Genomic DNA, 26,091 nt, shown 5'->3' on the forward strand with positions numbered 1-26,091 from the left:
GTATGCCAGACTTACTCAGTGAAGTCGAATTTAATTAAGTATTTCGTAAATTCAAACTTATATTTTTAAATAGTAATATGTTTATTTTATCAGTTTTATAAAAAATTAATAATTCATACATAAATTTTATATTAGAAAATAAAGTATGATTAAAAAATTAATATATAAGCAAAATATTCATACTTAATTTATAATAAAGCAAAGAAGGTATGATAATTTTTTTAAATTTCTAAGAATTATCATACCTAAATTTACAGCTATAAAATAAAGTATGAAGAAAATATGGAATATATAAAACCCAATCATACCTAAATTTACAGCTATAAAATAAAGTATGAAGAAAAATCTAAAATGTATAAAATACAATCATACTTAAATTTACAACAAGAAAATAAAGTATGAAGAAATATCTAAATATATTAAAATCACTCATACTAAAACTTGTGGATTAAAAATAAAGTATGAAAATATTTAAAATTCATTAAAATAATATCAATTAAGTTATAGTTAGTAGGAATGAGTATGGCATTCTTAATGAAAAGTCTTAATAAATTCTTTCTAAAAGAAATGTCACAAATAATAATTATTATGTTATAATTTTATTAAATAAATTACATTGGAGGATATATGCAGCAAATATCTATACTTTTAGGAGGTTTTGCCTTATTTCTATTTGGAATGCATGAAATGGGAAAAGGATTGGAGCTTCTTGCTGGGAATAAATTACAAGATATACTTGAAAAATTAACAAGTAATAAATATATAGGTGTGCTTATTGGTGCGATTGTTACAGCAATTATACAAAGTTCATCAGCTACGACAGTTATGACAGTTGGATTTGTAAATTCAAAGATATTGTCATTAACGCAAGCGGTACATATTATTATGGGGGCAAATATTGGTACAACTGTTACTGGGCTTTTGCTTACATTAGATATAAAATTGGTAGCGCCAATTATTACATTTGTTGGTATGGTAATGATGCTATTCATGAAAAAACGTAAATATAAATATTCAGGGACAATATTATTTGGATTTGGTGTATTGTTTATGGGAATGAACATTATGGGTGATGCAGTTAAGCCATTAGCTAAAAATCAAGCATTTACAGCTTTGTTAGCTAGATCAAGTAATCCGGTTATTGGTATATTGGAAGGTGCTTTATTTACAGCTATTATACAGAGTTCATCTGCTACAACAGGGATTTTAATTACTTTTGCTTCAACAGGAATTATTGAGTTTTCATCTGCATTTTATTTAGTTTTAGGTACAAATATTGGTACATGTATTACATCAATAATTTCAAGTTTTGGTACAAGTAAAAACGCTAAAAGAGTAGCGGTATCCCATGTGTTATTCAATATTTTTGGTACCGTAATATTCACGATAATTTCTATATTTTTACCAATAATTCCTTGGATACAATCATGGACGCCTAATGCTGCCCAACAAATAGCATTTTTGCACACTGCATTTAATATTGCTACAACATTGATTATTTTTCCGTTTACAAATTACTTGGTAGAATTATCTAGAAAAGTGATAAAGGGAACAGATCATAGAGATATAGGATTAAGTTTAATGTACTTAAATCCATCAGCATATCATGATACTATCCCTACTATTGCTGGGATAAAACAAGAATCATTGAGAATGTTGGATTATGCTAAAAGTAATCTTCAACTTTCGGTAAAAAATTTATTGAAACATGATGATGATAAGGCAGCTACGATAGAATTTAATGAAGAAGTTATTGATTACTTAAATAGAGAAATTACAAAAGTAACAGTAAAATCAATGACAAACGATTTAAATAAATATCAATATAAGCACCTATCATATTATCTAAAGAGTTGTGCAAATATTGAAAGACTTGGAGATTATGCTTATAACATAAGTAATTTAGAAAATGCAATGCATAGTAAGGAAATTAAATTTTCAAGTGAAGCTAAGATGGAAATTATAGAGATTACATCTGAAATAGAAAAAATGTTTGATGTAGTATATGAAAGTTTAAGGGATAACGAATTTGATATGAAGAAAATTAGTACATCTTCATTTAAAATTTCAGAATTAGCTGATAGAAATAGAGAAAATTCTATTCAAAGATTGAAATCTGAAATTTCAGATGCTGAAGCAGGGTTGATGTATGATAAACTTTATACATATTTAATGAGAATAAGAGATCATTTGTTAAATATTTCAAGACAATATGAAACTATTTATCAATAATATTATTGAAAATATTATTTTTTAGATATAAAATGTAAATATAAAACAAAATAAATGGAGGTATTTATGAAAATTTCAGAAAAGAAATTTGAAAGAGTAGTAAAATTATCAGACGATAATAAAGTTATAGCAGCTTTGGCGATAGATCAAAGAGGTGCTATGGAAAAAATGGTACCAAATTTAGAAGGCGAAGAAAGAACCTCATTTATAAAAAAATATAAGTCTGCTGTGGCTAAAGAATTGACCAAATATTCATCATCAATATTATTAGATCCAATTTACGGTATTGAAGCTATTAAAGATGTAGATGAAAATGCAGGTCTTTTAATGGCATATGAAATTACGGGATACAGAGATGATAATAGACAATTGGAATTGACACCTACATTGTCAGCGAGAAGAATCCAAGAATTAGGAGCTGATGCAGTTAAAGTTTTACTTTACTATGATGTAGATGACACAGATGAAAACAATGAACCTAAAAAAGCTGAAATTGAAAGAATTGGGGCAGAATGTATGGCTTTAGATATACCATTCTTCCTAGAAATTTTAACTTACGACAATCATCATAAAGATGCTACATCAAAAGAATTTGCTAAATTAAAACCTAGAAAAGTTAATGAAGCGATGAAACTATTCTCAGATGAAAGATATGGAGTTGATGTGTTAAAAGTTGAAGTTCCAGTAAATATCAAATTTGTAGAAGGTTTTGGTGAAGAAGTTGCTTATACAAGAGAAGAAGCAGCAAGATATTTCAAAGAACAATCAGAAATTACAAACTTACCATATATATTCTTAAGTGCTGGTGTTAGTGCAGAGTTATTTCAAGAAACATTGAGATTTGCGAAGGATGCAGGAGCTGAATTCCATGGAGTATTATGCGGAAGAGCTACATGGAAAGGTGGTGTTGCAGAATTGGAAAAAGGCGAAGAACAATGTATACAATGGTTAAGAACAGAGGGTAAGCAAAATATAGTTTCATTAAATGAAGTTCTTAAAGAAACATGTACACCATGGACAACAAGATTAGAAAAATAGAAAAAGGACCAGTAATCTGGTCTTTTTTTATAGTAAGTTTTTGAAGTGTAAATTATGTAAGTGAGGGAGATATGAAGGAAAAAATAGCTTATGCGGGTATTAGAATATTAGATAAAATTACAGAAAAACATGCAAAGATTTTTACAAGAATTAATTTAGCATTTGCAACATTAAAAGATGGGAAAGTTATAATTAAAGATGAGGAAAATATTAAATATTTGGAAAAAATTAGGAAGTTTAATCCAAATATTAAATTAGTTTTATCAATTGGTGGAGCAGAAGCTTTTGGTTTTTCTGATATGGCAATGACTAAAGAAACTAGAAAAATATTTTTAGATTCAATGTTAGAAGTCATAAAAAAATATAAACTTGACGGTATTGATTTAGATTGGGAATTTCCTTGCGCTGATTGGGGTGGAGATTTTTCTCCAAAGGACAAAGAAAATTTTACAACACTATTAAAAGAAATGAGAGAAAACTTAGATAGTATTGGAGATAAAAAATATATTTTATCAATTGCAGCAGGAGTAGGACAATGGTTTATAGATACTACAGAAGTGTCAATATATCATAAATATTTAGATGATATTATGCTTATGACATATGATTTAAGAGGTTTTGGTCAAGAAATTACAGGACATCACACAGCATTAAATACAAAAAAAGATGATATATTTAGAATGAGTGCAAGAGATGGTGTTAAATTGCTTGAAAATCAAGGCGTACCAAAAGAAAAAATAGTGATAGGATTTGCTCAGTATTCAAGATATTGGGAAGGTGTTGAAAATATAAATAAAGGATTACTTCAAAAGGCAAAACCAAATGGTGGGGATTATTATTTTTCATATCCTGAATTAAATATGGAAGTGATTGAAAATCCAAAATTTGAAAGTTTTTGGGATGATGAGGCAAAAGTTCCATGGTCTTATTCAAAAGATGGAATATTTGTAACATATGACAATGCAAAATCAGTGGAAGAAAAAGCAAAATTTGTTTTAGAAGAAAATTTAAAGGGATTGATGTTTTGGCAATATGTTGATTGGAATGAAAACCCATTACTTGAAGCGATGAATAAAATACTTAGTTAGGAGTTTAAATAGTGTTAAATAGCGTTAAAGTACACAATTACGAAAATAAAATTGATATATGGGTAAATCCGTATGGATATTCAACAAAAAGTAAATTAGATGATATGAATATTGATTTTGACGCAAATAGATTTGATGTTACTGTCGGATATGCTAGAAAAATAGTAAATGAGCAATTTGAAGATATAAGCAGATTAGCGGATACATTCACATATATGCATGAAATTAAAGGTGGATATGAGTCAGAAGATTATGATGATATCCCATATATAATTCCATATTTAGTGGAAAATGCTGAACACACAGTAATTTCAATTTGTGGAGGGGGATTTGCATATAAAACAATAGATGGTAGCCCTAGTGGTGGAAAAAACATCGCAGAAAGATTAAATGATAGAGGTATGAATGTTTTTGTCTTACATTATCGTTCAAATCCTTATAAATTTCCTATAGCAATGTTAGATTTACAAAGGGCGATTAGATATATTAGATTTAATGCAGATAAATTTAATATTAACCCAGATAAAATATCCTTAATTGGATTTTCATCGGGAGGATATATCTCTTCAAGTTTTATAAATCAATATATGGGGAAAAATCATTTTTCGGATGAATATATACCAGATGAAATAGATGGGATTTCAGATAAAGTTTTATCAGCATCATTTATTTATCCAGCATTAAGCTTTGAATATAATATACCGATGCTAACATCGGTTGTTAAATATGATGAGTTAATGGATGAATCGAAAAGAGAAAATTTATTAAACAAATTAGACATAAAAAAACATTTTTCATCATCTAATATACCACAATTTTTAGCCTACACAAATAAAGATGAAATAATTAATCAAGACAGTGTTGAAGACTATATTCGAGTGGCTAAAGAAAATAAAACAAGTGTTACAAGAATATTTGTACCAAATGAAAAACATGGTTTTTCAGATGACTTGTATGTTGATGAATTTGAAAAGTGGATTAAGGGGTTTTAAAAATTTAGCTTTATTAAAAATTCTATATTAGAAATGTAAACCTGCTGCAAAACAATTCAAAAGGGGTGTTTTGCAGCAGGTTTTATCAGTTGAAATAAATTAAAATTAAATTATAAATCACATTTATTTTTATATTTAATTAAGTCTCGCACAACTACAAAACCTAATCCTATCGTTAAATTTATATATGTAATAAACGCTATAAACAAAAGGTTGTTTTCTTGCCATTCGTATAAGTTTAAAAATTCAATTACATACATAGAAATACCAATGGTAAATATTGGTAATAAGGTGAATAAAAGTATTTTAATATAAAATGATAAATTATTTTCTTTTTTCATTTTAAGACCTCCTATCATAATAATCATAATTAATCTAAAAAAAGAAAATGTTTACATTATTATATTATCATAAAATATAAAAAATGACAATACAAAACATAAATGATAATTAATTATAATAAAATACTTGATATATATATATATATATTAATATTTAATTAAAAGGAAAATGTTTACATAAATTATTTTGAAAATACAAAAGGAGATAAATATGAAAAAATATAAGAGTAAAATTTTAGTATGTTTGTTGATGGTTAATTTATTTTTTGTCAACACAATTTTTGCAGGAAATTATAGTCCATACGAATTGAAATCAATGGATATTAAAAGTGTATATAGTAATACATTAAAAACTAGAAGTATTAGTGAGATGGAAAGCGTTAGATATGAAGATTCATATACATATGAGCAAATTCTTAATGATAAATTAGAATCCGGATTAATTTCAAAGATTCAACATGATTTGTATTTAAAAAATCAAAAATTTGAGCCTAAAATGTTAAGAAGTTATGGCACGGGAATAAGATACCAAAAATTTACATTTGAAGATTATTCTTTTGATGGATATGTTTTAAGACCAATAATATATGTAGGTTTAGAATTTGATTATTCAGGAGTTCCTAAAAAAATAGTATCAATAGATGATCCACATTTGTATACCGGAGCAGGTGAAAAATGTGTATTTGGAGGAAAAATATTTTACAGATTAGAAAGTTATAAAAGTATTTATTTAGGAGTGTACGGAGATTTATATAAGACTGCAAATTTCACAATTTCAGGAGGAGGTTCTATAGGGATTGGCAAATCAGCAAGTGTTAATTTTAATTTACAATATTCCAACAATTATATAAGGAATATTGATTTTGATAGAAGAAAAGTTATGGCTACACCATATTAAGGAATATGATTTTAATGAGTGTTTTATGTTGTTATATATTATTAATAGAAGCTAACTTATAAAAAACTTAATGATTATAAAAAACGGTTATTTGTCAAATACCCACCCATAGGGCATAAGTAGGGTTGCTGAAGAATTAAAGTAACATATTTAGAGAATTAGAGAGTAAAATTTCTAATTCTCTTTTTTCAAGCTCCTAATAAAATTCAAAATATTTCCCTATTTTCTCCTATAAACCACAAACCTATAATTTGGAGAATTATCAGATTCAATTTCTTCTGAAATGCTTTCTACTTCCCATTCTTCCTTGTTAAATTTAGGGAAAAAGCTGTCAGCATCAACATTTATAGGCTCTTCAATTTCTGTGATATATAGCTTATATGCATCATCAATGAACTGTTTATATATATTGTCGCCACCAACTATAAAAACTTTTTTATCTGGATTATTTTTTGCATATTCTAAAACTTCTTCTTTTGAATGCATTGAAATCGCACCTTCGTAATTGTCATGTGAACGTGTAAGTACAATGTTTTTACGGTTTGGAAGAGGTCTTTTTGGAAAAGAAAAATAAGTCTTTCTTCCGCAGACAATCACATTATTTGATGTGGTTTGTTTGAAATATTTCAAATCTTCCTTTAGATGATAAATCATATCACCATCTTTTCCGATTGCGTGGGTATTTTTAGTTGTTGCAACCATCATATAGATATTTTTTAACATTTTTACTCCTTAAATAGCCATTTCAAACCTTAAATTTGGTTTATTTGGATTGTAATTTTCAAGTTTGAAATCATCAATTGTAAAACTGTAAAAATCAGTTTTTTCCGGATTTAATACTAATTTGATATTTTCGCTATCTTTTTGACCCGGTCTTGAAATTAATTCATTAACTTGTTCGAAATGTCTATCATAAATGTGAGCATTATTTACATAATGGCAAAACATCCCAGGCTCTAGACCAACGTGTCTTGCAATCATCATTTGTAAAGCAACATATTGAATTTTATTAATTGAATTTGCAACCGGAAGGTCAGAAGAACGTTGAATTAAAGTTAAATCAAGGTATTTGCCTCTTACACTCCATTGAGTTTCCATTGCGCAAGGATGTAGACCCTTTGTTTCATTTAAGTCATTTTCTTGATAAAGATTTATGATATGTCTTCTTCCATATGGATTTTCCTTAAGTCCATTTAATAGATTATTTATTAAATTGTATCTCTTAACTGTTGCACCATATCTTTGTCCAATTGTGCCATCGCCAACATTCCATTCATCCCACCAATGAATATTGTATTTTTCTTTAAGAATGCTTAAATCATTGCTTTGATCTTGATAAATCCATAAAATTTCTTTAATCCCAGATTTCCAAGGAATTTGTCTAATCGTCAAAATAGGGAATTCATTTTTTGATAAATCATATTTTTCAAAAACTTGTGTTGTAAAAATTGTATGAGATGGAGTACCATCTGCGTATTTTGGTCTAACTTTTTCACCTTCGGTTGAGTATCCATTTGCTAAAATATCTTTACATAAACTAATAAAATTCTTATCTGCTAAATTCATAAATTCACCTGTCCTTTAAATATTTCTTAATAAATATTTTAACATATTTTTAATTGGGTAGAAAACATTTATAGTTAAAAAGGAGTGAATTATGAAACTAGAAAGATATTTAGGGAAAGATGAACAAAAAAAATATTTAGATTTTATGAAAAATGCAGAATGGGGAGCAGGAAAATTTTTGTATCAAACAATTGTTGATGGAAAATATTTTAAAAAATTTGGAGAGTCAGCTAAATTATACTTCTTGTTAGATGAAGGTAATCCAATATCATTTATTAATATTGTTGAAAGGGATTATATTAAAACTGTTGAATTTGATAGATGGATAGCTTTACTTTATATTGATCCTAAATATAGAGGGCAAGGATTGTCTCTAAAAATGATTGGATGTATGGAAGAAGAGTTAAAGAAAGATGGATTTAATGAAGCGCATATAGCAACTCAACATTTTGGATTATATGAAAAAATGGGGTATAAACTGGTTAAAGAAGTACATGATAGTATTCATGATGTTGATTATATCTATGAAAAAGGATTATAATATATTTATTAAAAATTTTAGGAGTTAAAATGTATAAATTATTTAATAAATTAGAGCCATACAATGAAGGCTATTTGAAAGTAGATGAAATTCACGAAATTTATTATTCAGAAAGTGGAAATAAAGATGGAAAGCCAATAGTTTATGTTCATGGTGGACCTGGAGGTGGATGCGGAACTCTTGGAAATAGATTTTTCGATCCGGAATTTTATAGAATAATCACTATCGACCAAAGAGGATGTGGGAAAAGTAAGCCATTCTTAGAGTTGAAAAATAATACAACTAAAGATTTAAGTGATGACATGGAAAAGATTCGTGAACACTTAAATATTGATAAATGGGTATTATTTGGTGGTTCGTGGGGGACAACTCTTTCACTTTATTATGCTATAAATCATCCAGATAAAGTTTTAGGTATCATCCTTAGAGGGGTATTTTTAGGAAGAAAGGAAGATTCTGATTGGTTATATCAAAAAGGAAGTGATTCATTCTTCCCGGATTTATTTGAAAAATTTACAGCGAATTTTACCGAAAAAGAAAAGGAAAATTTAATTAATTCATACTATGAAAAATTAACTTCAGAAGATAAAGAAATTCAAAAGAAATATGCAAAGCAATTCGCAGATTTTGAAGGCTCGATAGTTTCTCTATATCCAAAAGAATTACCAGAAGAGGTATCTGATGGAGATTTGGCAATTGCCATTATGGAATGTCACTATTTCTATTATGATTTCTTCATGCCGGAAAATTATATTTTAGACAACGCCTTTAAGATTAAAGACATTCCTACTGTAATCGTACACGGAAGATATGATGTTGATTGTAGACCAATAGGAGCATATTTATTAGATAAGGAACTTGATAATTCAGAATTGATATTTACAATAGCAGGACATAGCTCGATAGAAGAAGAAACAACAAATGAATTAATAAAAGCTACACACAAATTTAAACAATTATTTGAATAATTGTGATATAATTTATTAGATTAATAAAATAAGGAGGAATACGAATCAATGGATTCTGATCAGATATATAGTATAATACTATTTTTTGTTTGTGTTATACTATCAGCATTTTTCTCAGCTTCAGAGACTGCATTTACATCTTTGAGAGTTGCAAAATTAAAAACAAGATTAAAAGAAGGGGATACTAAAGTTAAGAAGACTTTAGATATGAATAAAAAATATGATGATTTACTTTCAACTATATTAATAGGTAATAATATTGTAAATATTGGAAGTTCGGCAGTTGCTACATTATTTTTTGTTAAGATTTTCCCTATATATGGTGCGTTAATCTCAACTGTATTTACTACAGTATTATTATTGATTTTAGGAGAAATTACACCTAAGTTGATTGCGAAAATTATGCCTGAAACATTAGCGGTTAAATTTACTAAACCACTTTCATTTTTGATGTTAATTTTAAGACCGGTAATATGGGCGTTATCTCAATGGCAAAAATTTATAAGAAGAATTGTTAAGGTAAATGTAGATCACTCAATTAGTGAAGAAGAGTTATTGACTTATATAGATGAAGCAAAAGTTGGCGGAAGTATTGAAGATGACGAGCATATACTTGTTAAAGCTGCTGTTGAATTTGATGATGTAAGTGTTTCAAGTATTTTAATTCCTAGAGTTGATATAATTGGGGTTGAAATAAATGACACAGATCAAGAAATTGAAGAAACATTTGAAGAATATTCATATTCAAGATTAATAGTTTATGAAGAAACTGTTGATAAAGTTTTGGGAATTATTTTAGAAAGAGATTTCCATAAATATTTGAGAAGAAAAGAAAGAGGAGAATTAGATTTAACGATAAACTCAATTATTTCAGAAATTTTGTATATTCCAGGAATGCTTAAACTTTCCGAATTGCTTAAATTAATGCAGAAAGAAAAGAAACATATGGCTGCAATAATAGACGAACATGGGGGACTTGAAGGTATTGTGACAATGGAAGATATCCTTGAAGAGTTGGTTGGAGAAATTTGGGACGAATCTGATGAGGTAGAATCAGAAATAAAAGTTTTGGAAAGAAATAAAATTTATGAAGTGAGTGGAAGATGTTCACTTGATAAAATATTTGAATACTTAAAAATTTCTGATTCAGAAGAATATAGCTCAAATACTCTTGCTGGATTTGTCGTAGAAATGTTAGATAAAATGCCGCATTTTGGAGACTCATTCATTTTTGAAAACTTAAGATTTACAGTAAAAGAAGTTGATGGAAATAGGATTGAAAAGATAATTATAAAAAAGATAAAATAAAGTAAAATAAAGCATTCCTAATGACGGAACTAGTCCTCGGAGCAAAATCTCCTGCGGAGGTGCCTGCGTGGGATTTTTTATTTATAATATTTGTGATGTTTCTAATTACTCCTACGGGGTATATTATACTCTATAAATAAAAAGGGAGTAATAATGAATAAATTAAAAAATAGAATTGAAATTACACAGGCTGTACTGAACGTACAAAATTTAGATGAGATGGTAAATTATTATAATAAAAGCATTGGATTTAGCATTATTGAAAAAACTGACAAATACGCTATTTTAGGTGTGGAAAATAATGCATTTTTAAAATTAATAAAAAAAGAAGGGAATTTAAATAAAAATGTAACAGGACTCTATCATATTGCATATTTAGTGCCAAATAGAGAATCATTGTCTAATGAATTATTTTCTCTTTTAAGTAATAATGTTGAAATCTACGGAGCTGCCGATCATGGATATAGCGAAGCATTATATTTAAATGACCCAGAAGGAAATGGTATAGAAATTTATGTAGATAAGCCAAAATATGAATGGGATATAAGAGAAAATGGTGAAATAGTAGGAGCTACAGAACCTTTAGATCTCAGGGGATTATTATCAAAAAAAACAATCGATTTACCACAAAAGATTTCAGTAGGGACTAAAATAGGACATATGCACTTATCAATCAGAGATTTAGATGATACATCAAGTTTTTACTTAGAAAAATTAGGATTTGATAAAAAGTTTGAATTTCCTAAACAAGCTGTATTTATGGCATCTGGAGAATATCATCACGATATAGCATTAAATATTTGGAACTCAAGAGGAATGGAATTAAGAAATGAAGATGACATGGGCTTGAAGGAGTTTACAATTAAAGTATCAGAAGAAGACTTTGATTTAGTTGTAGAAAATTTTGAAAATTCAGATAATATTTTATCTCAAAATGAAAATGAATTGAAAATAAAAGATAATCAAAACATTGTTGTTAAAATAAAAAAATAAAGGAATCCCACTGACGGCACTAGTCCTCGCTCTGATGGAGCTGCGGAGGTGCCTGCGTGGGATTCTTTATTTTTTTATCTCATTTTTTTATTTTTAATTATTGTGGGTACTATTTTTTATTGAAAAATTATCGCTTATTTTAATATTTTAATTTTGTGGGTAATTTTTTCGGTTTGATTTTTATCGCATTTTAGAAATTTTCTATTTTGAGATAATTTTACATTGAAATTTTGTTATCGCTTATTTTAAAATCGAATTTTTGCGGACATTTTTAGCAAAAATTTTATTATCTCTTTTTGAATTTTCTTTTAATTGAGATAATTCATACTTTTATACATAAAAAAATAAAGGGTTCCACTTATGCACCTCCGCAAGAGCGAAAGTTGAACTGACCTCCTTAAAGTTGAAAATTAAAATCAACTTTAAGGAGGTTAGTTCAAGCTCCGAGGACTAGTGCCGTAAGTGGAAACTCTTTATTTTTAATTAACTTTAATATAAAATATATAAAGAAAAAATAACAATAAAAGGATTAAATATGAATATAAAAAATTACATATCGAATAATAAAAAATCAGTATTTAAGATTGTTTTGTACACATTTTTGAGTATATTGTTTATTTCTTTAATCCCGATTTGCACTAAATTAGTAATTGATAATTATAAAAATTTGAATTTACAAACAGCGCTTGGATATGGGACATTGTACATACTTTCAATATTATTATTCTTACTTTTTGAATACAAGAAGAAAATAAGCATTGGATGGTTTGGAGCTAAGTATTCCATAGATATTAAAGGAAAAGTATTTGAATCCATTACCAAAATGAATGCGAAAAAGTTAAATCAAAAAACTACTGGAGATATTATAAATTCCATAATTAGAGATACTGAAACAATTTATGAAAATTACATTTATTGCTACATTTCCCTATATATTAGTATTATTTCATTTTTAGTTTACATAGCGTACATGTTTTATTTAAGTTGGATTTTAACAATTGCAATTATTATAAGCTCAGCAATTTCATTTTTCATTCCTAAAATCGTTGGGGAAAAGATGAAAGACAAGAGAAGGGCTGAAAGTGATAAAAATGCTGAATTTGTATCTATATTTGAAAATTTAATGGAAGGCAAGGAAATTTTTGACTATAACACAAGTGAAGAATTCGTGAAAAAATTTGATAAATATAATGTTGAACATGAAATGAGTGTGTATGATTTAGTGAAATATATTTCATTTACAAATATTTTTTCAGGCGGTTCGCTTTATTTTATCAACATAGTTACATTTATAATTGGTATTGTAATCGTATCAATGGGAATGATGGAAATAGGCTCATTCATAGCACTTATCGGATTTGTTGATTTAGTTGCAATTCCTATAAGAGATATGATTTATTTGATTATTACCATAAAATCATCTTCAAAAATCATCGATAAACTGGATTTTTATCTTGAAGACAAGAATGAAGATTTACTAAAAGAAAAAATTGTCAATTTTGAAAAAATAGAATTGAAAAATTTAAGCTATTCAATTAATGATTTTAGTATGAATGGTATTAATATAACATTTTCAAAAGGAAAAAAATATGCAATTATCGGTGAAAATGGTAGTGGAAAATCTACTGTAATGAAGCTATTATCTAAAAAACTTAATAATAGTGACAATCAAATTTTTATAGATGGAATTGATATAAATACCATAAATACAAACGACATTTTAATGTATCTATCAAATTTATTTGTATTAAATGATAGTGCTTTGGAAAATATTAAAATTTCAAATCCGAATAATGAACTTAATTTTGAAAGTTTACAAATCATTGAAAGTTTAAAATCTAAAGATATAAATGGATTGAGTATGGGAGAAAAAGCTAGAGTGAATATTGCTAGAGCGATAAATTCCTATAAGCCAATAATAATTTTAGATGAATTTTTTGCAAATATTGATAAAAATAGTGAAATAGAATTGACGAAATTATTATTGAAAACTAATAAGACCATAATAATAGTTACTCATAATAATGATGAAGAATATTTAAGAATGTTTGATGAAGTGTATAAATTTAAGAAATAAAAGAATCCCACTAGCTGCACTAGTCCGCAGGAGCGACAGTTTAACTGACCTCCTTAAAAAGTTGAAAAATCAAAATCAATATTATGGAGTTAAGTTCAAGCTCCGAGGACTAGTGCCGTAAGTGGAATCTCTTTATTTTTTATTTTAATACTCTGAAGCCCCAGCTGTACCATCTGAATATGGATCATCTATATTTACATATCCGCCGGCTTTAAGAGTTAAAGTAAATTTACTTTCTATATTGTCGATATCTAGGTTTTTTATTAGTTCTGCATATTTCATAAATCTTAGAAGACAGTGTTCTAAGTAGTCTGCAGTTTGTTCGTGAATAAGTGTGCCATCTTCATCAAATTTTTCTCTAACATTTGATAATAAGAATTCATTCCCTGGCATTACAAATGCGTCAACTCCTGGAGAATCTAAGATTTGTCTTAAGTGTAGTTGGGCTCTTGAAGTGCCTTGTTCAGTATAAGAAGCACCTAAAATCATAACTGGTTTATTTCTTAAAGGATGAACCTTGAAGGAAAACCATTCAATAATGCTCTTTAATAATGCTGTTATTGTGTAGTTGTGCTCAGGTGTTACCATAATTACACCATCAGAAGCTTCGATTTTATCAGCTAATTCTTGGATTTTTGGATAGTCTTCTTGATTTAAGTCTTGGTTAAATAATGGAATATCTTTTATGTCCAAAATTTCAATTTCTACCACGTCATTGAAAATGAATTTTGCATAATCTAAAAGCATTCTATTATATGATTTATCCGAAATTGATCCGGCAATTCCTACAAATTTCATTATTTTTCCTCCTCCTTAATTGAATCCCATTTGAAGTTGTCAAAATCGTGAATATCGATTAGATTTTCAGCATTTGATTTATTAACGAAATCAACAAATGCTAAAAATTCTTCAAAAATATTTTCCATTTCTTGAATTTTTTCTCTACCTCTTAAATCTCCCATTTCATCAAATGCTTTTCTAGAATATGGAAGCAAATATTCAGAACTTAACACTCTAGCTGCAAGTTCTGGAGATTTCAAGATTTGTCTTAACATGTATTGAGCTCTTGATGATCCAAGTGCTCCGTAAGATGCACCAACTATCATTACCGGTTTTTTATATAAAGGATGAATTTTATATGATAACCATGACAATAGGTTTAGTAAAGCAGCTGTAGGTGAGTGGTCATATTCAGGTGTTGCAATTATTACACCATCAGCATTTTCGATTTTATTTGATATATTCATTACTACAGCAGGAATGTCATTTCCTTCCCTATAATCAATCAAAGGAACATCCTTAATTTCAATCAATTCCACATCTACTTTGTAAAAAAATTGAGTTTGTATATATTCTAAAAGTTTTCTATTTGTTGAATCTTGATTATTTGTACCAACAATTCCTACAAGCTTAATCATTATTTCCTCCCCAAAATGTATTTATGTATGCCTTTGGTAAACTTAATTTCACTATTTTTATATTGAGCGATTGCTTCTATATGTTTTTCTGATAAACAAATTTTTTCTATTTCATCAAAAGACTTTCCGAAAAGTTTGGATGACCAAATTTCACAGTCGACCGACTTTTTTGAAATTATCGAAATACTAGTCATATCTGTTTCAATAGGATATCCTGTTTTTGAATCAAAAATATGATGGTAATTCTTTCCGTTTATAACTAATTTTCTCTCATATATTCCTGATGTAACAATTGATAAATCATTGATTTCAAGCATCATAAGATGATTACCACGAGGTAAGTCGGCATCTTGTAATCCGATTTTCCAGTTTATATCTGGACTTTCCAAATTGAATCCATGAGTTAGAATGTTACCGCCAAGGTCTATGATGGCTGATAACACATTTTCAGATTTTAGGTAATCTAAAATTTTATCTGCAAAATATCCTTTAGCAACAGCTCCTAAATCAATCTCCATTCCTTCTTTATTGAAAAATATTGTCTTGTTTTCTTCATCTAGAATTAAATCATTAGGATTTACAAGTTTTAATTTTTCATCCAATTCTTCTTTTGAAGGAATTTTTGCGTTGTCAAATCCGATGTTCCATAATTTAACAATTGGACCAATACAAATATTTAAATTGCTATTTTCGTCTACGCTATGTATTTTGCACAATTTTATTAATTCAAATAAGTCCTCTTTAACTTTTATAGGATGAATGTGAGCATTTAAGTTTACATTCATTAATTCTGAATTATTATTGTAAATGGTATATCTTTCATTAAATTCATTTAACATTTTATTACATTGTGTTAAGATTTCACTGGGATTTTCATGTAAAATTTTCACATGAATTTTGGTACCCATTAGTGAAATATTTATTTCATCATATTTCATAAAATTACTCCATTTATTATTATAATATAAATAAGAGATAAATATAAAGTCTTATTTACAAAATTTATTAAAGATGATAAACTATAATAGTCAAAAAAATAACTAATAAATAGGAGATTAAATGAAAGAGTCATTATTTATAGAAAAGATTACTTATAATTGCAATAAAAAAGTTGATTTAGTTGAAAAAAGTGTTGCTAGATATGCTTTAAGATCAATTTTTGCAGGTGGATCACTTGCAATGACAACATTAGCAGGGGTTGTAGCTGCAGATTATTTAAATACAATTCATCCAAATATCGGGAAATTCATGTATGCATTTTTATTTTCATGGGGACTTATTTATATATTATTCTTAAATGCAGAATTAGCTACATCAAATATGATGTATTTAACTGCAGGTGCATATTTGAAAAAAATAAAATTAGGTAGTGCTTTAAAGATTTTACTTGTATGTACATTTTTCAATTTAGTTGGAGCGGTTGCTATAGGTATATTGGTAAGTAATACATCAGTGCTACATTCATTAAAAGATTCAAGTATGTTAGTTCAAATTGTACAAGGAAAATTATCACATAGCAGTTCAGAAATTATGAGTGGTGGTATATTGGCAAATGTATTTGTAAATATTGCTATTATAGCATTCATGCTAGTAAAAGATGAAAATGCAAAAGTAGGAATTATCTTGTCAGCAATATTCATGTTTGTATATTTAGGATTAGATCACGTGATTGCTAACTTTGGATCATTCTCACTAGTAGGATTTTCAGAATATGGTAAGAATGTAGTTGGATTAAATGTAATTAATGTAATAAGACAATGGACATTCGCATTTTTAGGAAACTTCGTTGGTGGTGGACTAATTTTAGGATTTGGATATGCATGGTTAAATAACAAAGATGTACTTTACAAAGACTAGTTAATTTAAAAGAATAAAGAGAGTTAGATTATGTAATCTAACTTTTTTATTTGGAGCGTTTATGAAAAAAGAACAAACAACTTTAGAAAGAGAAATAATTAGTAAGTCACATACAAAATTTAAACTTTGGATATATTGGATTACTTTACTTTCGGGGATTATGAATGTATATGCCATAAAGACATTTGGAGCTACTGTTACACATCATACGGGAAATGGAAGTTGGGTGGCATTAAGTAATTTTCAAGGAAATATACCATCATATCGATTTTTTTCATTGATAATTTTCTTCTTTATAGGAGCTACAATATCTGGAATGTTATTTCATAAAAAAGTAAAATTGCCAAAGCGAAGATATGCTTGGATACTTATTTCAGGAGGAATTGTATTGATATTATTACAATATATCAATATAGGATTTAAGGCACTGTATTTAATAACGTTTTGGATGGGATTACAAAATGGATTGTTTATTAATTACAAGGGAGTAACTGTAAGAACAAGCCATATTACTGGATATATCACTGATGCGGGATTTTCTTTTGGGCAATATATAAAGGGAGAAAAAAAACAATTTAGATATATGTTATTTTATATAAAGTCAATATGTGCATTTATACTTGGAGGATTTTTAGGGTATTATATAACTGAGACTTTAGAGCATGAATATATAGTCTTTGGATTATTGTATATACTGTGCGGTACATTTTTCCTATATCTAAGAAGTGCGGAAATTAAAGAATAAAGAGTGGATAATATGAAATACGAATACATCACAAAAATGGAAAATATATTAAATGAACATGAAGAAAAATTAAGTCAATTAAAGGAAATTTTAACCTACTTAGAAGAAAACTTTGAAAACTATAGTGAACTAAATGAATATTATTATAGTGATCAAAGACATCAAGATTTATTAGATGATGAATCGGGATTAATTCCTGATGACTTAAATAGAGGTGTTTTGTCAGAAGATGGCATTTACAATTTGATGGCAGATTATTATGATGCAACAGTTCAAATGCTAGAATTATCAACAAAATTTATCAAAAATCATTAAAAATATTGAAAACATAAAATTACTGTGTTATCATAGTAGAAATAATTACAAAAAAGAATATTAAACTCATATAAGCCCTTAATATGGTAGGGCGTATCTACCTATAACCTATAATTATAGTCTATGAGTTAGAATTGACATTTTAAAGATTTTCTAACTCAAAACGTGAGAAAATCTTTTTTGTTTTTAAATATTTTTTGGAGGAATTATATGAAAGAACAATTAAATAGTAAGAATGAAGATGAATTAATTTATTCAATCGATTCTAAACCACCTATGGGAGTAAGTATTATACTTGCTTTGCAACACATTTTAGCTGCATTCGCAGGAATAATTGCTGTGCCATTAGTTGTTTGTTCAGCATTAAAATTTGATGTTGCCACAACTTCGGTTATGGTTTCAGCAACAATATTCGCATCAGGATTGACAACTATTTTGCAGTCAAAAGGAGTATGGAAAATTGGTTCAAGAGTGTCAGGTATGATGGGTACAGACTTTACATTTGTAAACCCATCTATAAGTGTTGGGGCTAAATTTGGTATAGCAGGAATTATAGGAGCTACAATTACAGGATCATTCGTTGAAATTATTTTAAGTAGATTTATAAAGAAAATTATCAAATTTTTCCCACCATTAATTACAGGAACAGTTGTATCACTTATCGGAATAACACTATTGCCAGTTAGTGTTGATTGGGCAGCTGGAGGAGTAGGATCAGCTACATATGGATCATTGCGAAATTTAGGTGTTGCATTTGTAATTATGATATTTACTATATTTTTAAACCATTATGGAAAAGGAATTTGGTCATCCGCAGCCGTATTTATAGGAATGGTATTTGGTTATTTAATTTGCTTACCGTTAAATATGGTAGATTTAAAGCCGGTTGCTGATGCATCATGGATTGCAATTCCAAATATTTTAGGAAACGGAATAAAATTTGATTTATCATCAACATTATCATTTGTACCAGCATTTGTTGTTTCTACAATTGGTACAACAGGTATTATGATGGCGATAGGGGAAGCGTCAAAAGTAAAACTTTCAAGTGATAGAGTTGCAAATGGAGTTTTAGCAGATGGTATAGGGTCAATGATTTCAGGATTATTTGGAGCAGGTCCAAATACATCATTTTCACAAAATGTTGGATTAATCACATTAACAAAAGTTGCAAGTAGATATGTTATGATTATCGCAGGTATAATCTTGACATTATTAGGTGTATTTCCAAAATTAAGTGCATTAATTTCAGTAATGCCTCAACCAGTTTTAGGTGGAGTGGGCATCATAATGTTTGGACTAGTTGCAGCACAAGGGGTAAAGACATTATCTACTATTAAACTAGGAGATAGAGAGTTGCTTATAATTTCAGTAGCATTCGCACTAGGAATTGGTGTAACAGTAAAACCCGAAATTCTAAATGGATTACCAGAAGCATTGAAAATGATTTTATCTTCAGGGATTTCAACGGGTACACTAGTTGCGCTTATATTAAATATTATATTAAAGGATAGAAAGAAGGAATAATAATGAAATTGTTAGAAGAAATGATTGAAAAACATGGAAGAGTTTTATCAGGAAATATTTTAAAAGTTGATAATTTTTTAAATCATCAAGTAGATCCAAACTTATTCATGAAGATGGGAGAAGATTTTTATGAAAAGTTTAAGTATAAAAAAATTACAAAAGTTTTAACTCTTGAAGTTTCAGGAATAGGAATAGCACTTACAACAGCATTTTTTTTCAAAGTTCCAATGGTATTTGCGAAAAAAATCGCTTCAAAAACTTTAGTGGATGATGCTTGGAAAAGTACAGTGTATTCATTTACTAAGGATAGAGAATACGAAATAAGAGTTGAAAAAAAATATTTAACAGAAAATGATAATGTTTTGATAATCGATGATTTTCTAGCAAATGGGAAAGCTTTAGGTGGATTAATAGACTTATGTGATCAATCAGGATCTAAAATTGAAGGTATAGGGATAGCGATAGAAAAATCATTCCAAGAAGGTGGTAAACTTTATAGAGAAAAAGGATATGAAGTTTATAGCCAAGCAATGATAAAAGAATTCAAAGACGGGAAAGTAGTTTTTGAGAGATAGTAAATTTTATAGATATGAATATTGAAGGTTAGAAGAATTAATAAGGCTTCCAGCCTTTTATATTATTATATATTAAAAAAATCCCAACCTTTTTGTCTATAAAAGATAAAAAGGTTGGGATTTTTATTAATTATAATTTTTTAGTGAATTTTAACCTATTTCTTTAAGAAAATTATCCCAAAAGTATTTCTTCCACAATGTGAAGATATCGTACAACTTGTTTTATTTATAATTACTTCTTCAAAATTATTTAGAGATAGTATAGTGTTTTTAGCAAGTTCAATGTCAGATTCATCGGCACCTGAATGAGTAAGATATATTCTTCTTAAATCTATGTCATCTCTATTGTATAATTTATCCTTAAAAAATTTAGAAAAAACTTTGCTAATATTACCTCTATATTTGTTTCCCACATCCATTTGTCCATTTTTTTCTGATGAAACAAATATACTTGGTTTAATATTTAGTAAATTAGCACCAAAAGCTTGTAAAGCAGATAATCTTCCGCCTTCTCTTAAATAAGTTAGAGAATCAATAACAAAACTTACATCTAATTTTTCTCTTAAAGCTTCTATATTTTTTATAATTTCGTCTTTAGATTTACCATCATTAATCATTTCAAATGCTTCAATTAATAAAGCTCCTGAGCCTGTAGAAAGTGATTTTGAGTCAATTATATTTACATTATCTAATTCATTTGCTGCCAAAGATGCATTTTGATATGAAGCGGAAATACCAGATCCAATACTTATATGGATAATGTCATATTCGCTTGAATCCCATTTTCCAAAATGTTTTAGATAATCTCCAATACTTGGAGCTGCTGTTTTAGGTAAAACTTTATTATTTTCGTAGTATTCATATATAAAATCCGGATTTATGTCTATCATATCCTTGTATTCTTTATCATCTAAATTAATGTATAATGGCAATGTATTAATGTTATATTTTTCTAATAAATCAGATGATAAATCACAGGTAGAATCAGCACTTAATATTATCTTTTTCATCAAACCTCCTTTAATTATGTTATAAATATTATAATCTAGTATATTATATAAATCAATTGTGGGGATTTAATGAACAAATTAAATCCCCACAATTTTAGTGTTTTTAAGTAGTTTATAAAATATAACTATTTTGTTATTATTTAATTTTTGGTCTCTTAAATTCAAAATCTTCATTCTTAATTGACTCAGTAACCATTTTTTGATAACCATTCCCCTTCATTGAAAAATTATCCATAGTTTTAGTTTCGGTATTAAGACCGTTTAATACAACGGGATTTACCTCTTCATATTCAAAATATGGATCAAATCCGATGTTCATTAGGGCTTTGTTTGCATTGTAACGGACAAATACCTTAACATCATGTGAGAGATCTACTTCATCATATATATCTTCAATTAGTGTTAATTGATGTCCATAAAGTTTGCTCATTAAATCCATTGCCCAAGAATGTAATTTTTTTTGTAATTTTTCATCAAATTCTTCATATAGTTCTATGGCAATTCTTCCGATATAAACACCGTGTATGGATTCATCTCTTAAAATTAAATTTATAATTTCTCCCGCTTGCATTAATTTACCTTGTCCGTAGAAGTATAGAGGATAGTAAAATCCTGAATAGAATAAATATGTTTCTAAAAATGTAGATGCAACACAAGCTTTATATTGAGCGATTTTAAATTTTAATGGATCTATTTTTTTCAATCCATAGTTTTTTTCATAAGTTAATTTATCTAGTTCTTTATATTGTCCGACTATTAAGTTTAGAAACGCTTGAAGTTCCTTGTTATTTTCACCCCATTTGAATAAATCATCTATTTCTGTACCATTTAAATATGTCATAAAAATATTTGAATATGACTTTGCATGAACAGCATTTTCCATTGCAGCCATGAAGTTTATAATAGCTTTTCTTTGGTGTTGATCTTCATCTAATGAACGAGAAACGACTGGCATTCCAATATCACCTTGATAAGTATCTAAAAATGTCAAAACTTGTAAATTTCTAACATATGCCTTTTTGACATGATCTGGAAGAGTATTCCATACATTTAAGTCGGATTGTAGGGAAATGTCCTCAGGTCTCCAAAATTGTGATAAATTTTGTTGATAAAATAGCTGTGTAAATTCGTCATCATTGTTATTCCAGTTTGCACCTGTGTAAATATGTGTCATAATTATCTCCTTAAATTGAACAAGCTTCACATTCTGTTACTTTTAGTTTTTGAGTTCTTGTGTAATAAAGTGTCTTAATTCCTTGATAATGTGCATATAGATAAAATCTTTGTAAATCTCTAGTTGTTAAATCACTTGTTATACATAATTCAAATGAAATCCCTTGATCAACATGTTTTTGAGCAGTTGCTATTACATCAATGATTTTGTATTTATTCATTTCATATGCTGTTGTATAGTAGTGTAATGATTTATCTAGTGCTGGAGCAGGGAAGTAGGACTTTGAATTTCCATAAGTTCTTTCTTCTATTAATTGTTTAATTGGTGTGATAGAAGGAGTTGCACTCATTACATAGCCAGAGCTTCCATTTGGAGCTACTGCAAGTCTGTTGGAATTGTACAATCCATATTTAATTACATCTTCTTTAAGTGCTTTCCAGTCTTCATTAGTAGGAATGTAAATTCCTTCAAACAGCTCTTTTACCTTTTCAGTATTTGGTAAAATTTCACCTCTGTTTTCAAAGTATTTTCCTGAAGCATAGTCACTGTCTTCAAATTTATCAAATTTTAATCCAGTTTCTTTTGCTTTATTCATAGAATGAACTAAAGACCAGTAATTTACAATGTTAAAGAATACATCGACTAATTCTAAATCTTCTTTTGATCCAAAATAGATTTGTTTTTCGGCAATATATCCATGATGTCCCATGATACCAAAACCTACAGATCTCATTAAATTATTTCCTTTAGCTATGCTTGGAATATATGATAAATTAGTTTTTTCGCTTACTGAATTCATAATATCCATTGCTGCAAAAACAGTTTCTTTAATTGATTTATTATTCATCATATTAGTCATATGTCCACTCGCAAGATTACAGGAAATATCTTGTCCTATTTCATCTAATTCTCTTTTGTCATAATCTGCATATGTTGAAACTACTGAAGGTTGTAAAATTTCCGTACATAAATTAGAGAATTTTATATCTCTATTTAGTGGGTTTGTATTATTAACATTATCAGCATACATGATGTAAGGATATCCAGATTCTCCCTGTACTTGAGCAATCATTTCTAATAATTTTCTTGGATTTGCTTTTTTCTTTCTAATTTTTGGATTTTCTATCATTTCGTCATAATATTTATCGATATGAATAGCTAAATCTCCAAATGGAATTTTATACTCATCATAAACAGTTTTTGGATAAAATAGGTACATATCCTTATCTTCTTTAGCAAGTTCTAAAAATTTATCAGGGATTACTACCCCTAAAGAAAGAGTTTTAAGTCTTATATCATCATCTGCATTTAATTTTTTTGTATAAATAAAATCTTCAATATCTGCATGGAAAATATTAAGATAGGCAGCACCTGCACCTTGTCTTTGTCCCATTTGATCAGCATATCTAAAAGCATTATCTAATAATTTTGCTACACCAACTACACCTTTTGCAGCATTTGGATGTCCTTTTATTGATTCTCCTTTTGCTCTTAAATTGGATAAATGTAGAGAAACACCACCGCCAATTTTTGATAATTGCATTGCGAATTCAGAGGCTCTAGCGATATCATTAAGAGAGTCGTTTATTTCTAATAAAAAGCAAGAAACAAATTCTCCTCTGTGTTTTTTTGCTGTATTTAACAATGTAGGAGTTGCAGGAGTGAAATCTTGAGCAATTAATCTTTTTATTAATTCCATAGCTTTCTCTATATTTCCATCCGCGTGATAAAGTGCTATAAATGAAAGTCTATCTTCATATCTTTCTAAAATTTCAGCATGATCTTTAGATTTTAGCGCATAGTCATTATAAAATTTAAATGCTCCCATATATGTTGGAAATCTAAATTTTTTGGAATATGCATATTCAAAAACTTGCTTAATTTCTTCAGTTGAATATTTTTCTAAAAACTCTTTTTCAATATAATCATTTTCTGTAAGATACTCAATTTTTTCTTCTAAAGAGTGAAAAAATCTAGTTTTTTTATTTACTTCATTTAAAAAGTAAGAACGTGCAGCTTCTTTATCCTTACTTAAATCTTTTATATTTCCATCACCATCTACCACTTGATTATTAAGTAATATCCATGGTGAAATATTTGTATTTTCGTTAATCATTATGCTCCCTTTCATATTGTTCAATAAATTTTTTTACAATTTCAACTTCGTGAGGATAACCTGTGCCTTCAAATTTTAATATACACTTTATATTATATTGTTTTTCAATCAGATCTCCGGACACGCCAAAATGTTTTCCCCAATTCCTGTTTCCGGAAACCACTACTCCAATGCATTGGGAATGATATTTATCTAAAAGAAGTTGTGTATTCATCGGAATTTCACCAAAATTTTGACATCTTGTAATTAGTAAAAACTTATCTCCTTCTTTTATATTTTTTCTATCCTTGACTTTCATGTATGTGTATCCTGTTTTAATTGCGAATTTTATTGAATTGCCGGTGATTGAATCTACTATTATATACATATATCCTCCAAATATTTATTTCTGATTATATACTATATAAAGTTATATTTCAAGATTTAAATACAATATATAGTACTGTTTTTATATTTAAACACGATATATAGTTTATATAGCAGGATAATTTAATATGCCTAAATGGTGAAAATATGGTATAATTCAATATAAAAGAAGGAGGGTTAAGGATTAACTTAATATAAAATTATGAAAAAAGTTTATAAAATATTATTAATTTATACATTTATCATGGCACTTGGTATTTTCGTATCAAAACATGTTTATCGTGTAGAATATAGTAATCCAAACTTTATCAAGATGATATTGCCATTTTTATCTGTTTTGACTATATTTTCTTTAATAATTTATAACAAATATAGAGCAGATATTGATACCGACAAGTCAAATTGTATTATTTTTAATTGTCTATTTGCTGCGTTGCTATCTATAGGTATTTTTACAATTTATAAAAAATTTAGTTTTTCAACTTCATTTTTTGTACCTTTGATTGGAGATATACTTGTAGGCATAAGTGAAGAACTTATATATAGGGGAGTTGTGTTTACTAATTTACATAAAGAAAAAGGGTTTACAAAAGCCTTGATAATATCAGCATCAGCTTTTTCATTATTGCATGCAGTTAATATATTGGGAGGACTTGCATTTAATCAAGTTTTATCACAATTAATTTCCACTTTTGTTGCAGGATTATTTTTTGCAACAGTTTATAAATACACTAAAAATATATTATTGATTGTAATTTATCATGCGACTTGGGATTATGTGCTTTTAAGTGGTATAAGTAAACAGCATCTAATGGTGCAAATATTATTTTTAATATTTGTTTTAGTGGAAATTATAATTACTTTTGTTTTATTTAAGCGAATAAAAAAATTGAGTATATAAATTTTTAATTTATTTTTACTATTATAAATTATAATTTGATTTAAA

The 26,091-nt window shown here is 27.8% G+C and carries 26 protein-coding genes and 1 riboswitch; of the genes, 16 read left to right on the plus strand and 10 right to left on the minus strand.

From position 1 onward, the window contains the following. The first annotated feature begins 627 nt into the window (after positions 1-627). From ABGF48_RS00940 to ABGF48_RS00955, 4 genes are all read left to right on the plus strand, one after another. A complete protein-coding gene (locus ABGF48_RS00940) occupies positions 628-2,232 on the plus strand; it encodes a Na/Pi cotransporter family protein (protein WP_408104489.1) in 1,605 nt (534 codons plus the stop codon). Between the two features lie 66 nt (positions 2,233-2,298). Next, positions 2,299-3,270, plus strand: a complete 972-nt coding sequence (locus ABGF48_RS00945) for a tagatose 1,6-diphosphate aldolase (RefSeq protein ID WP_408104490.1) — start codon at positions 2,299-2,301, stop codon at positions 3,268-3,270. 71 nt (positions 3,271-3,341) lie between these two features. Continuing rightward, positions 3,342-4,358 (plus strand): glycoside hydrolase family 18 protein, encoded by a 1,017-nt coding sequence (locus ABGF48_RS00950; protein WP_408104491.1) that lies wholly within the window; start codon positions 3,342-3,344, stop codon positions 4,356-4,358. An 11-nt stretch (positions 4,359-4,369) separates the two neighbouring features. Continuing rightward, positions 4,370-5,350 (plus strand): alpha/beta hydrolase, encoded by a 981-nt coding sequence (locus tag ABGF48_RS00955; RefSeq protein WP_408104492.1) that lies wholly within the window; start codon positions 4,370-4,372, stop codon positions 5,348-5,350. Between the two features lie 110 nt (positions 5,351-5,460). Here ABGF48_RS00955 and ABGF48_RS00960 read toward each other — a convergent pair whose 3' ends face one another. Next, positions 5,461-5,691 (minus strand): hypothetical protein, encoded by a 231-nt coding sequence (locus ABGF48_RS00960; RefSeq protein ID WP_408104493.1) that lies wholly within the window; start codon positions 5,689-5,691, stop codon positions 5,461-5,463. A 211-nt stretch (positions 5,692-5,902) separates the two neighbouring features. Between ABGF48_RS00960 and ABGF48_RS00965 the strand changes: the two genes are divergently transcribed. Next, complete coding sequence (locus ABGF48_RS00965) at positions 5,903-6,589, plus strand: hypothetical protein (RefSeq protein ID WP_408104494.1); 687 nt, start codon at positions 5,903-5,905, stop codon at positions 6,587-6,589. Positions 6,590-6,808: 219 nt separating this feature from the next. Here ABGF48_RS00965 and ABGF48_RS00970 read toward each other — a convergent pair whose 3' ends face one another. Both ABGF48_RS00970 and ABGF48_RS00975 read right to left on the minus strand, forming a co-directional pair. Next, a complete protein-coding gene (locus ABGF48_RS00970) occupies positions 6,809-7,312 on the minus strand; it encodes a dihydrofolate reductase (RefSeq protein WP_408104495.1) in 504 nt (167 codons plus the stop codon). Between the two features lie 9 nt (positions 7,313-7,321). After that, positions 7,322-8,155, minus strand: coding sequence for a thymidylate synthase (locus ABGF48_RS00975; protein ID WP_408104496.1), 834 nt, complete (start codon positions 8,153-8,155; stop codon positions 7,322-7,324). 91 nt (positions 8,156-8,246) lie between these two features. On the opposite strand from ABGF48_RS00975, the gene ABGF48_RS00980 reads away from it, so the two are divergent. The 5 genes from ABGF48_RS00980 (at position 8,247) to ABGF48_RS01000 (ending at position 14,042) form a co-directional block, all read left to right on the plus strand. Beyond that, the gene (locus ABGF48_RS00980) at positions 8,247-8,696 is read left to right on the plus strand and encodes a GNAT family N-acetyltransferase (RefSeq protein WP_408104497.1); all 450 of its coding nucleotides are present in this window, start codon (positions 8,247-8,249) and stop codon (positions 8,694-8,696) included. Positions 8,697-8,725: 29 nt separating this feature from the next. Next, positions 8,726-9,664, plus strand: a complete 939-nt coding sequence (pip, locus tag ABGF48_RS00985; protein ID WP_408104498.1) for a prolyl aminopeptidase — start codon at positions 8,726-8,728, stop codon at positions 9,662-9,664. 48 nt (positions 9,665-9,712) lie between these two features. Further along, on the plus strand, positions 9,713-10,972 hold the full coding sequence (locus ABGF48_RS00990; protein ID WP_408104499.1) for an HlyC/CorC family transporter: 1,260 nt from the start codon (positions 9,713-9,715) through the stop codon (positions 10,970-10,972). 153 nt (positions 10,973-11,125) lie between these two features. Next, positions 11,126-11,965, plus strand: coding sequence for a VOC family protein (locus ABGF48_RS00995; RefSeq protein WP_408104500.1), 840 nt, complete (start codon positions 11,126-11,128; stop codon positions 11,963-11,965). A gap of 535 nt (positions 11,966-12,500) precedes the next feature. Next, on the plus strand, positions 12,501-14,042 hold the full coding sequence (locus tag ABGF48_RS01000; protein WP_408104501.1) for an ABC transporter transmembrane domain-containing protein: 1,542 nt from the start codon (positions 12,501-12,503) through the stop codon (positions 14,040-14,042). A 144-nt stretch (positions 14,043-14,186) separates the two neighbouring features. On the opposite strand, the gene ABGF48_RS01005 is transcribed toward ABGF48_RS01000, so the two are convergent. Genes ABGF48_RS01005 through ABGF48_RS01015 form a run of 3 tightly spaced genes read right to left on the minus strand, consistent with a single transcriptional unit; the run spans position 14,187 to position 16,398 of the window. Continuing rightward, positions 14,187-14,840, minus strand: coding sequence for an NADPH-dependent FMN reductase (locus ABGF48_RS01005; RefSeq protein WP_408104502.1), 654 nt, complete (start codon positions 14,838-14,840; stop codon positions 14,187-14,189). After that, on the minus strand, positions 14,840-15,460 hold the full coding sequence (locus tag ABGF48_RS01010; RefSeq protein WP_408104503.1) for an NADPH-dependent FMN reductase: 621 nt from the start codon (positions 15,458-15,460) through the stop codon (positions 14,840-14,842). Before ABGF48_RS01010 ends, ABGF48_RS01005 begins: the two co-directional genes overlap by 1 nt. After that, positions 15,460-16,398, minus strand: coding sequence for an FAD:protein FMN transferase (locus ABGF48_RS01015; protein ID WP_408104504.1), 939 nt, complete (start codon positions 16,396-16,398; stop codon positions 15,460-15,462). Before ABGF48_RS01015 ends, ABGF48_RS01010 begins: the two co-directional genes overlap by 1 nt. Positions 16,399-16,519: 121 nt before the next feature. Here ABGF48_RS01015 and ABGF48_RS01020 point away from each other — a divergent pair, with 121 nt between their 5' ends. The 5 genes from ABGF48_RS01020 to ABGF48_RS01040 all read left to right on the plus strand — a co-directional run bounded on the left by ABGF48_RS01020 (position 16,520) and on the right by ABGF48_RS01040 (position 20,479). Next, positions 16,520-17,317, plus strand: coding sequence for a formate/nitrite transporter family protein (locus tag ABGF48_RS01020; RefSeq protein ID WP_408104505.1), 798 nt, complete (start codon positions 16,520-16,522; stop codon positions 17,315-17,317). A 61-nt stretch (positions 17,318-17,378) separates the two neighbouring features. After that, entirely contained in the window at positions 17,379-18,062 is a 684-nt protein-coding gene (locus ABGF48_RS01025) for a YoaK family protein (protein ID WP_408104506.1), read from the plus strand. Positions 18,063-18,074: 12 nt separating this feature from the next. Beyond that, positions 18,075-18,377: a DUF4298 domain-containing protein gene (locus ABGF48_RS01030; protein WP_408104507.1), complete on the plus strand. Its 303-nt coding sequence runs from the start codon at positions 18,075-18,077 to the stop codon at positions 18,375-18,377. Positions 18,378-18,423: 46 nt separating this feature from the next. Then, positions 18,424-18,521, plus strand: a riboswitch (purine riboswitch). A 66-nt stretch (positions 18,522-18,587) separates the two neighbouring features. Continuing rightward, complete coding sequence (locus ABGF48_RS01035; RefSeq protein WP_408104508.1) at positions 18,588-19,904, plus strand: uracil-xanthine permease family protein; 1,317 nt, start codon at positions 18,588-18,590, stop codon at positions 19,902-19,904. Between the two features lie 2 nt (positions 19,905-19,906). Then, positions 19,907-20,479 carry a xanthine phosphoribosyltransferase gene (locus ABGF48_RS01040; RefSeq protein WP_408104509.1) on the plus strand — a complete coding sequence of 191 codons (573 nt, stop codon included), beginning with the start codon at positions 19,907-19,909 and terminating at the stop codon, positions 20,477-20,479. Positions 20,480-20,634: 155 nt separating this feature from the next. Here the strand turns inward: ABGF48_RS01040 and ABGF48_RS01045 are convergent, their stop codons facing one another. The 4 genes from ABGF48_RS01045 to nrdI all read right to left on the minus strand — a co-directional run bounded on the left by ABGF48_RS01045 (position 20,635) and on the right by nrdI (position 25,146). After that, positions 20,635-21,489 carry a DegV family protein gene (locus ABGF48_RS01045; protein ID WP_408104510.1) on the minus strand — a complete coding sequence of 285 codons (855 nt, stop codon included), beginning with the start codon at positions 21,487-21,489 and terminating at the stop codon, positions 20,635-20,637. Positions 21,490-21,625: 136 nt separating this feature from the next. After that, complete coding sequence (gene nrdF / locus ABGF48_RS01050; RefSeq protein WP_408104511.1) at positions 21,626-22,663, minus strand: class 1b ribonucleoside-diphosphate reductase subunit beta; 1,038 nt, start codon at positions 22,661-22,663, stop codon at positions 21,626-21,628. Between the two features lie 10 nt (positions 22,664-22,673). Next, a complete protein-coding gene (nrdE, locus tag ABGF48_RS01055; protein ID WP_408104512.1) occupies positions 22,674-24,779 on the minus strand; it encodes a class 1b ribonucleoside-diphosphate reductase subunit alpha in 2,106 nt (701 codons plus the stop codon). Beyond that, complete coding sequence (gene nrdI, locus ABGF48_RS01060; protein ID WP_408104513.1) at positions 24,772-25,146, minus strand: class Ib ribonucleoside-diphosphate reductase assembly flavoprotein NrdI; 375 nt, start codon at positions 25,144-25,146, stop codon at positions 24,772-24,774. Before nrdI ends, nrdE begins: the two co-directional genes overlap by 8 nt. A gap of 201 nt (positions 25,147-25,347) precedes the next feature. Between nrdI and ABGF48_RS01065 the strand changes: the two genes are divergently transcribed. Further along, positions 25,348-26,046, plus strand: coding sequence for a CPBP family intramembrane glutamic endopeptidase (locus ABGF48_RS01065; RefSeq protein WP_408104514.1), 699 nt, complete (start codon positions 25,348-25,350; stop codon positions 26,044-26,046). The last annotated feature ends 45 nt before the right edge of the window (positions 26,047-26,091 follow it).

The sequence above is a fragment of the Helcococcus bovis genome (assembly GCF_046035835.1).
In the GTDB taxonomy this organism is placed as follows: domain Bacteria; phylum Bacillota; class Clostridia; order Tissierellales; family Peptoniphilaceae; genus Helcococcus; species Helcococcus bovis.

Excerpts from the sequence above, each read along its gene's own strand:
- ABGF48_RS01035 (WP_408104508.1), top strand. The coding sequence starts at position 18,588 with ATGAAAGAACAATTAAATAGTAAGAATGAAGATGAATTAATTTATTCA.
- ABGF48_RS00995 (WP_408104500.1), top strand. The coding sequence starts at position 11,126 with ATGAATAAATTAAAAAATAGAATTGAAATTACACAGGCTGTACTGAAC.
- nrdI (WP_408104513.1), bottom strand. The coding sequence starts at position 25,146 with ATGTATATAATAGTAGATTCAATCACCGGCAATTCAATAAAATTCGCA.
- ABGF48_RS01000 (WP_408104501.1), top strand. The coding sequence starts at position 12,501 with ATGAATATAAAAAATTACATATCGAATAATAAAAAATCAGTATTTAAG.
- pip (WP_408104498.1), top strand. The coding sequence starts at position 8,726 with ATGTATAAATTATTTAATAAATTAGAGCCATACAATGAAGGCTATTTG.
- ABGF48_RS00990 (WP_408104499.1), top strand. The coding sequence starts at position 9,713 with ATGGATTCTGATCAGATATATAGTATAATACTATTTTTTGTTTGTGTT.
- ABGF48_RS01020 (WP_408104505.1), top strand. The coding sequence starts at position 16,520 with ATGAAAGAGTCATTATTTATAGAAAAGATTACTTATAATTGCAATAAA.
- ABGF48_RS01005 (WP_408104502.1), bottom strand. The coding sequence starts at position 14,840 with ATGAAATTTGTAGGAATTGCCGGATCAATTTCGGATAAATCATATAAT.
- ABGF48_RS01065 (WP_408104514.1), top strand. The coding sequence starts at position 25,348 with ATGAAAAAAGTTTATAAAATATTATTAATTTATACATTTATCATGGCA.
- ABGF48_RS00975 (WP_408104496.1), bottom strand. The coding sequence starts at position 8,155 with ATGAATTTAGCAGATAAGAATTTTATTAGTTTATGTAAAGATATTTTA.
- ABGF48_RS00940 (WP_408104489.1), top strand. The coding sequence starts at position 628 with ATGCAGCAAATATCTATACTTTTAGGAGGTTTTGCCTTATTTCTATTT.
- ABGF48_RS01010 (WP_408104503.1), bottom strand. The coding sequence starts at position 15,460 with ATGATTAAGCTTGTAGGAATTGTTGGTACAAATAATCAAGATTCAACA.
- ABGF48_RS01045 (WP_408104510.1), bottom strand. The coding sequence starts at position 21,489 with ATGAAAAAGATAATATTAAGTGCTGATTCTACCTGTGATTTATCATCT.
- ABGF48_RS01025 (WP_408104506.1), top strand. The coding sequence starts at position 17,379 with ATGAAAAAAGAACAAACAACTTTAGAAAGAGAAATAATTAGTAAGTCA.
- ABGF48_RS00950 (WP_408104491.1), top strand. The coding sequence starts at position 3,342 with ATGAAGGAAAAAATAGCTTATGCGGGTATTAGAATATTAGATAAAATT.
- ABGF48_RS00960 (WP_408104493.1), bottom strand. The coding sequence starts at position 5,691 with ATGAAAAAAGAAAATAATTTATCATTTTATATTAAAATACTTTTATTC.
- nrdF (WP_408104511.1), bottom strand. The coding sequence starts at position 22,663 with ATGACACATATTTACACAGGTGCAAACTGGAATAACAATGATGACGAA.
- nrdE (WP_408104512.1), bottom strand. The coding sequence starts at position 24,779 with ATGATTAACGAAAATACAAATATTTCACCATGGATATTACTTAATAAT.
- ABGF48_RS00945 (WP_408104490.1), top strand. The coding sequence starts at position 2,299 with ATGAAAATTTCAGAAAAGAAATTTGAAAGAGTAGTAAAATTATCAGAC.
- ABGF48_RS00965 (WP_408104494.1), top strand. The coding sequence starts at position 5,903 with ATGAAAAAATATAAGAGTAAAATTTTAGTATGTTTGTTGATGGTTAAT.
- ABGF48_RS00980 (WP_408104497.1), top strand. The coding sequence starts at position 8,247 with ATGAAACTAGAAAGATATTTAGGGAAAGATGAACAAAAAAAATATTTA.
- ABGF48_RS01030 (WP_408104507.1), top strand. The coding sequence starts at position 18,075 with ATGAAATACGAATACATCACAAAAATGGAAAATATATTAAATGAACAT.
- ABGF48_RS01015 (WP_408104504.1), bottom strand. The coding sequence starts at position 16,398 with ATGAAATATGATGAAATAAATATTTCACTAATGGGTACCAAAATTCAT.
- ABGF48_RS00970 (WP_408104495.1), bottom strand. The coding sequence starts at position 7,312 with ATGTTAAAAAATATCTATATGATGGTTGCAACAACTAAAAATACCCAC.
- ABGF48_RS01040 (WP_408104509.1), top strand. The coding sequence starts at position 19,907 with ATGAAATTGTTAGAAGAAATGATTGAAAAACATGGAAGAGTTTTATCA.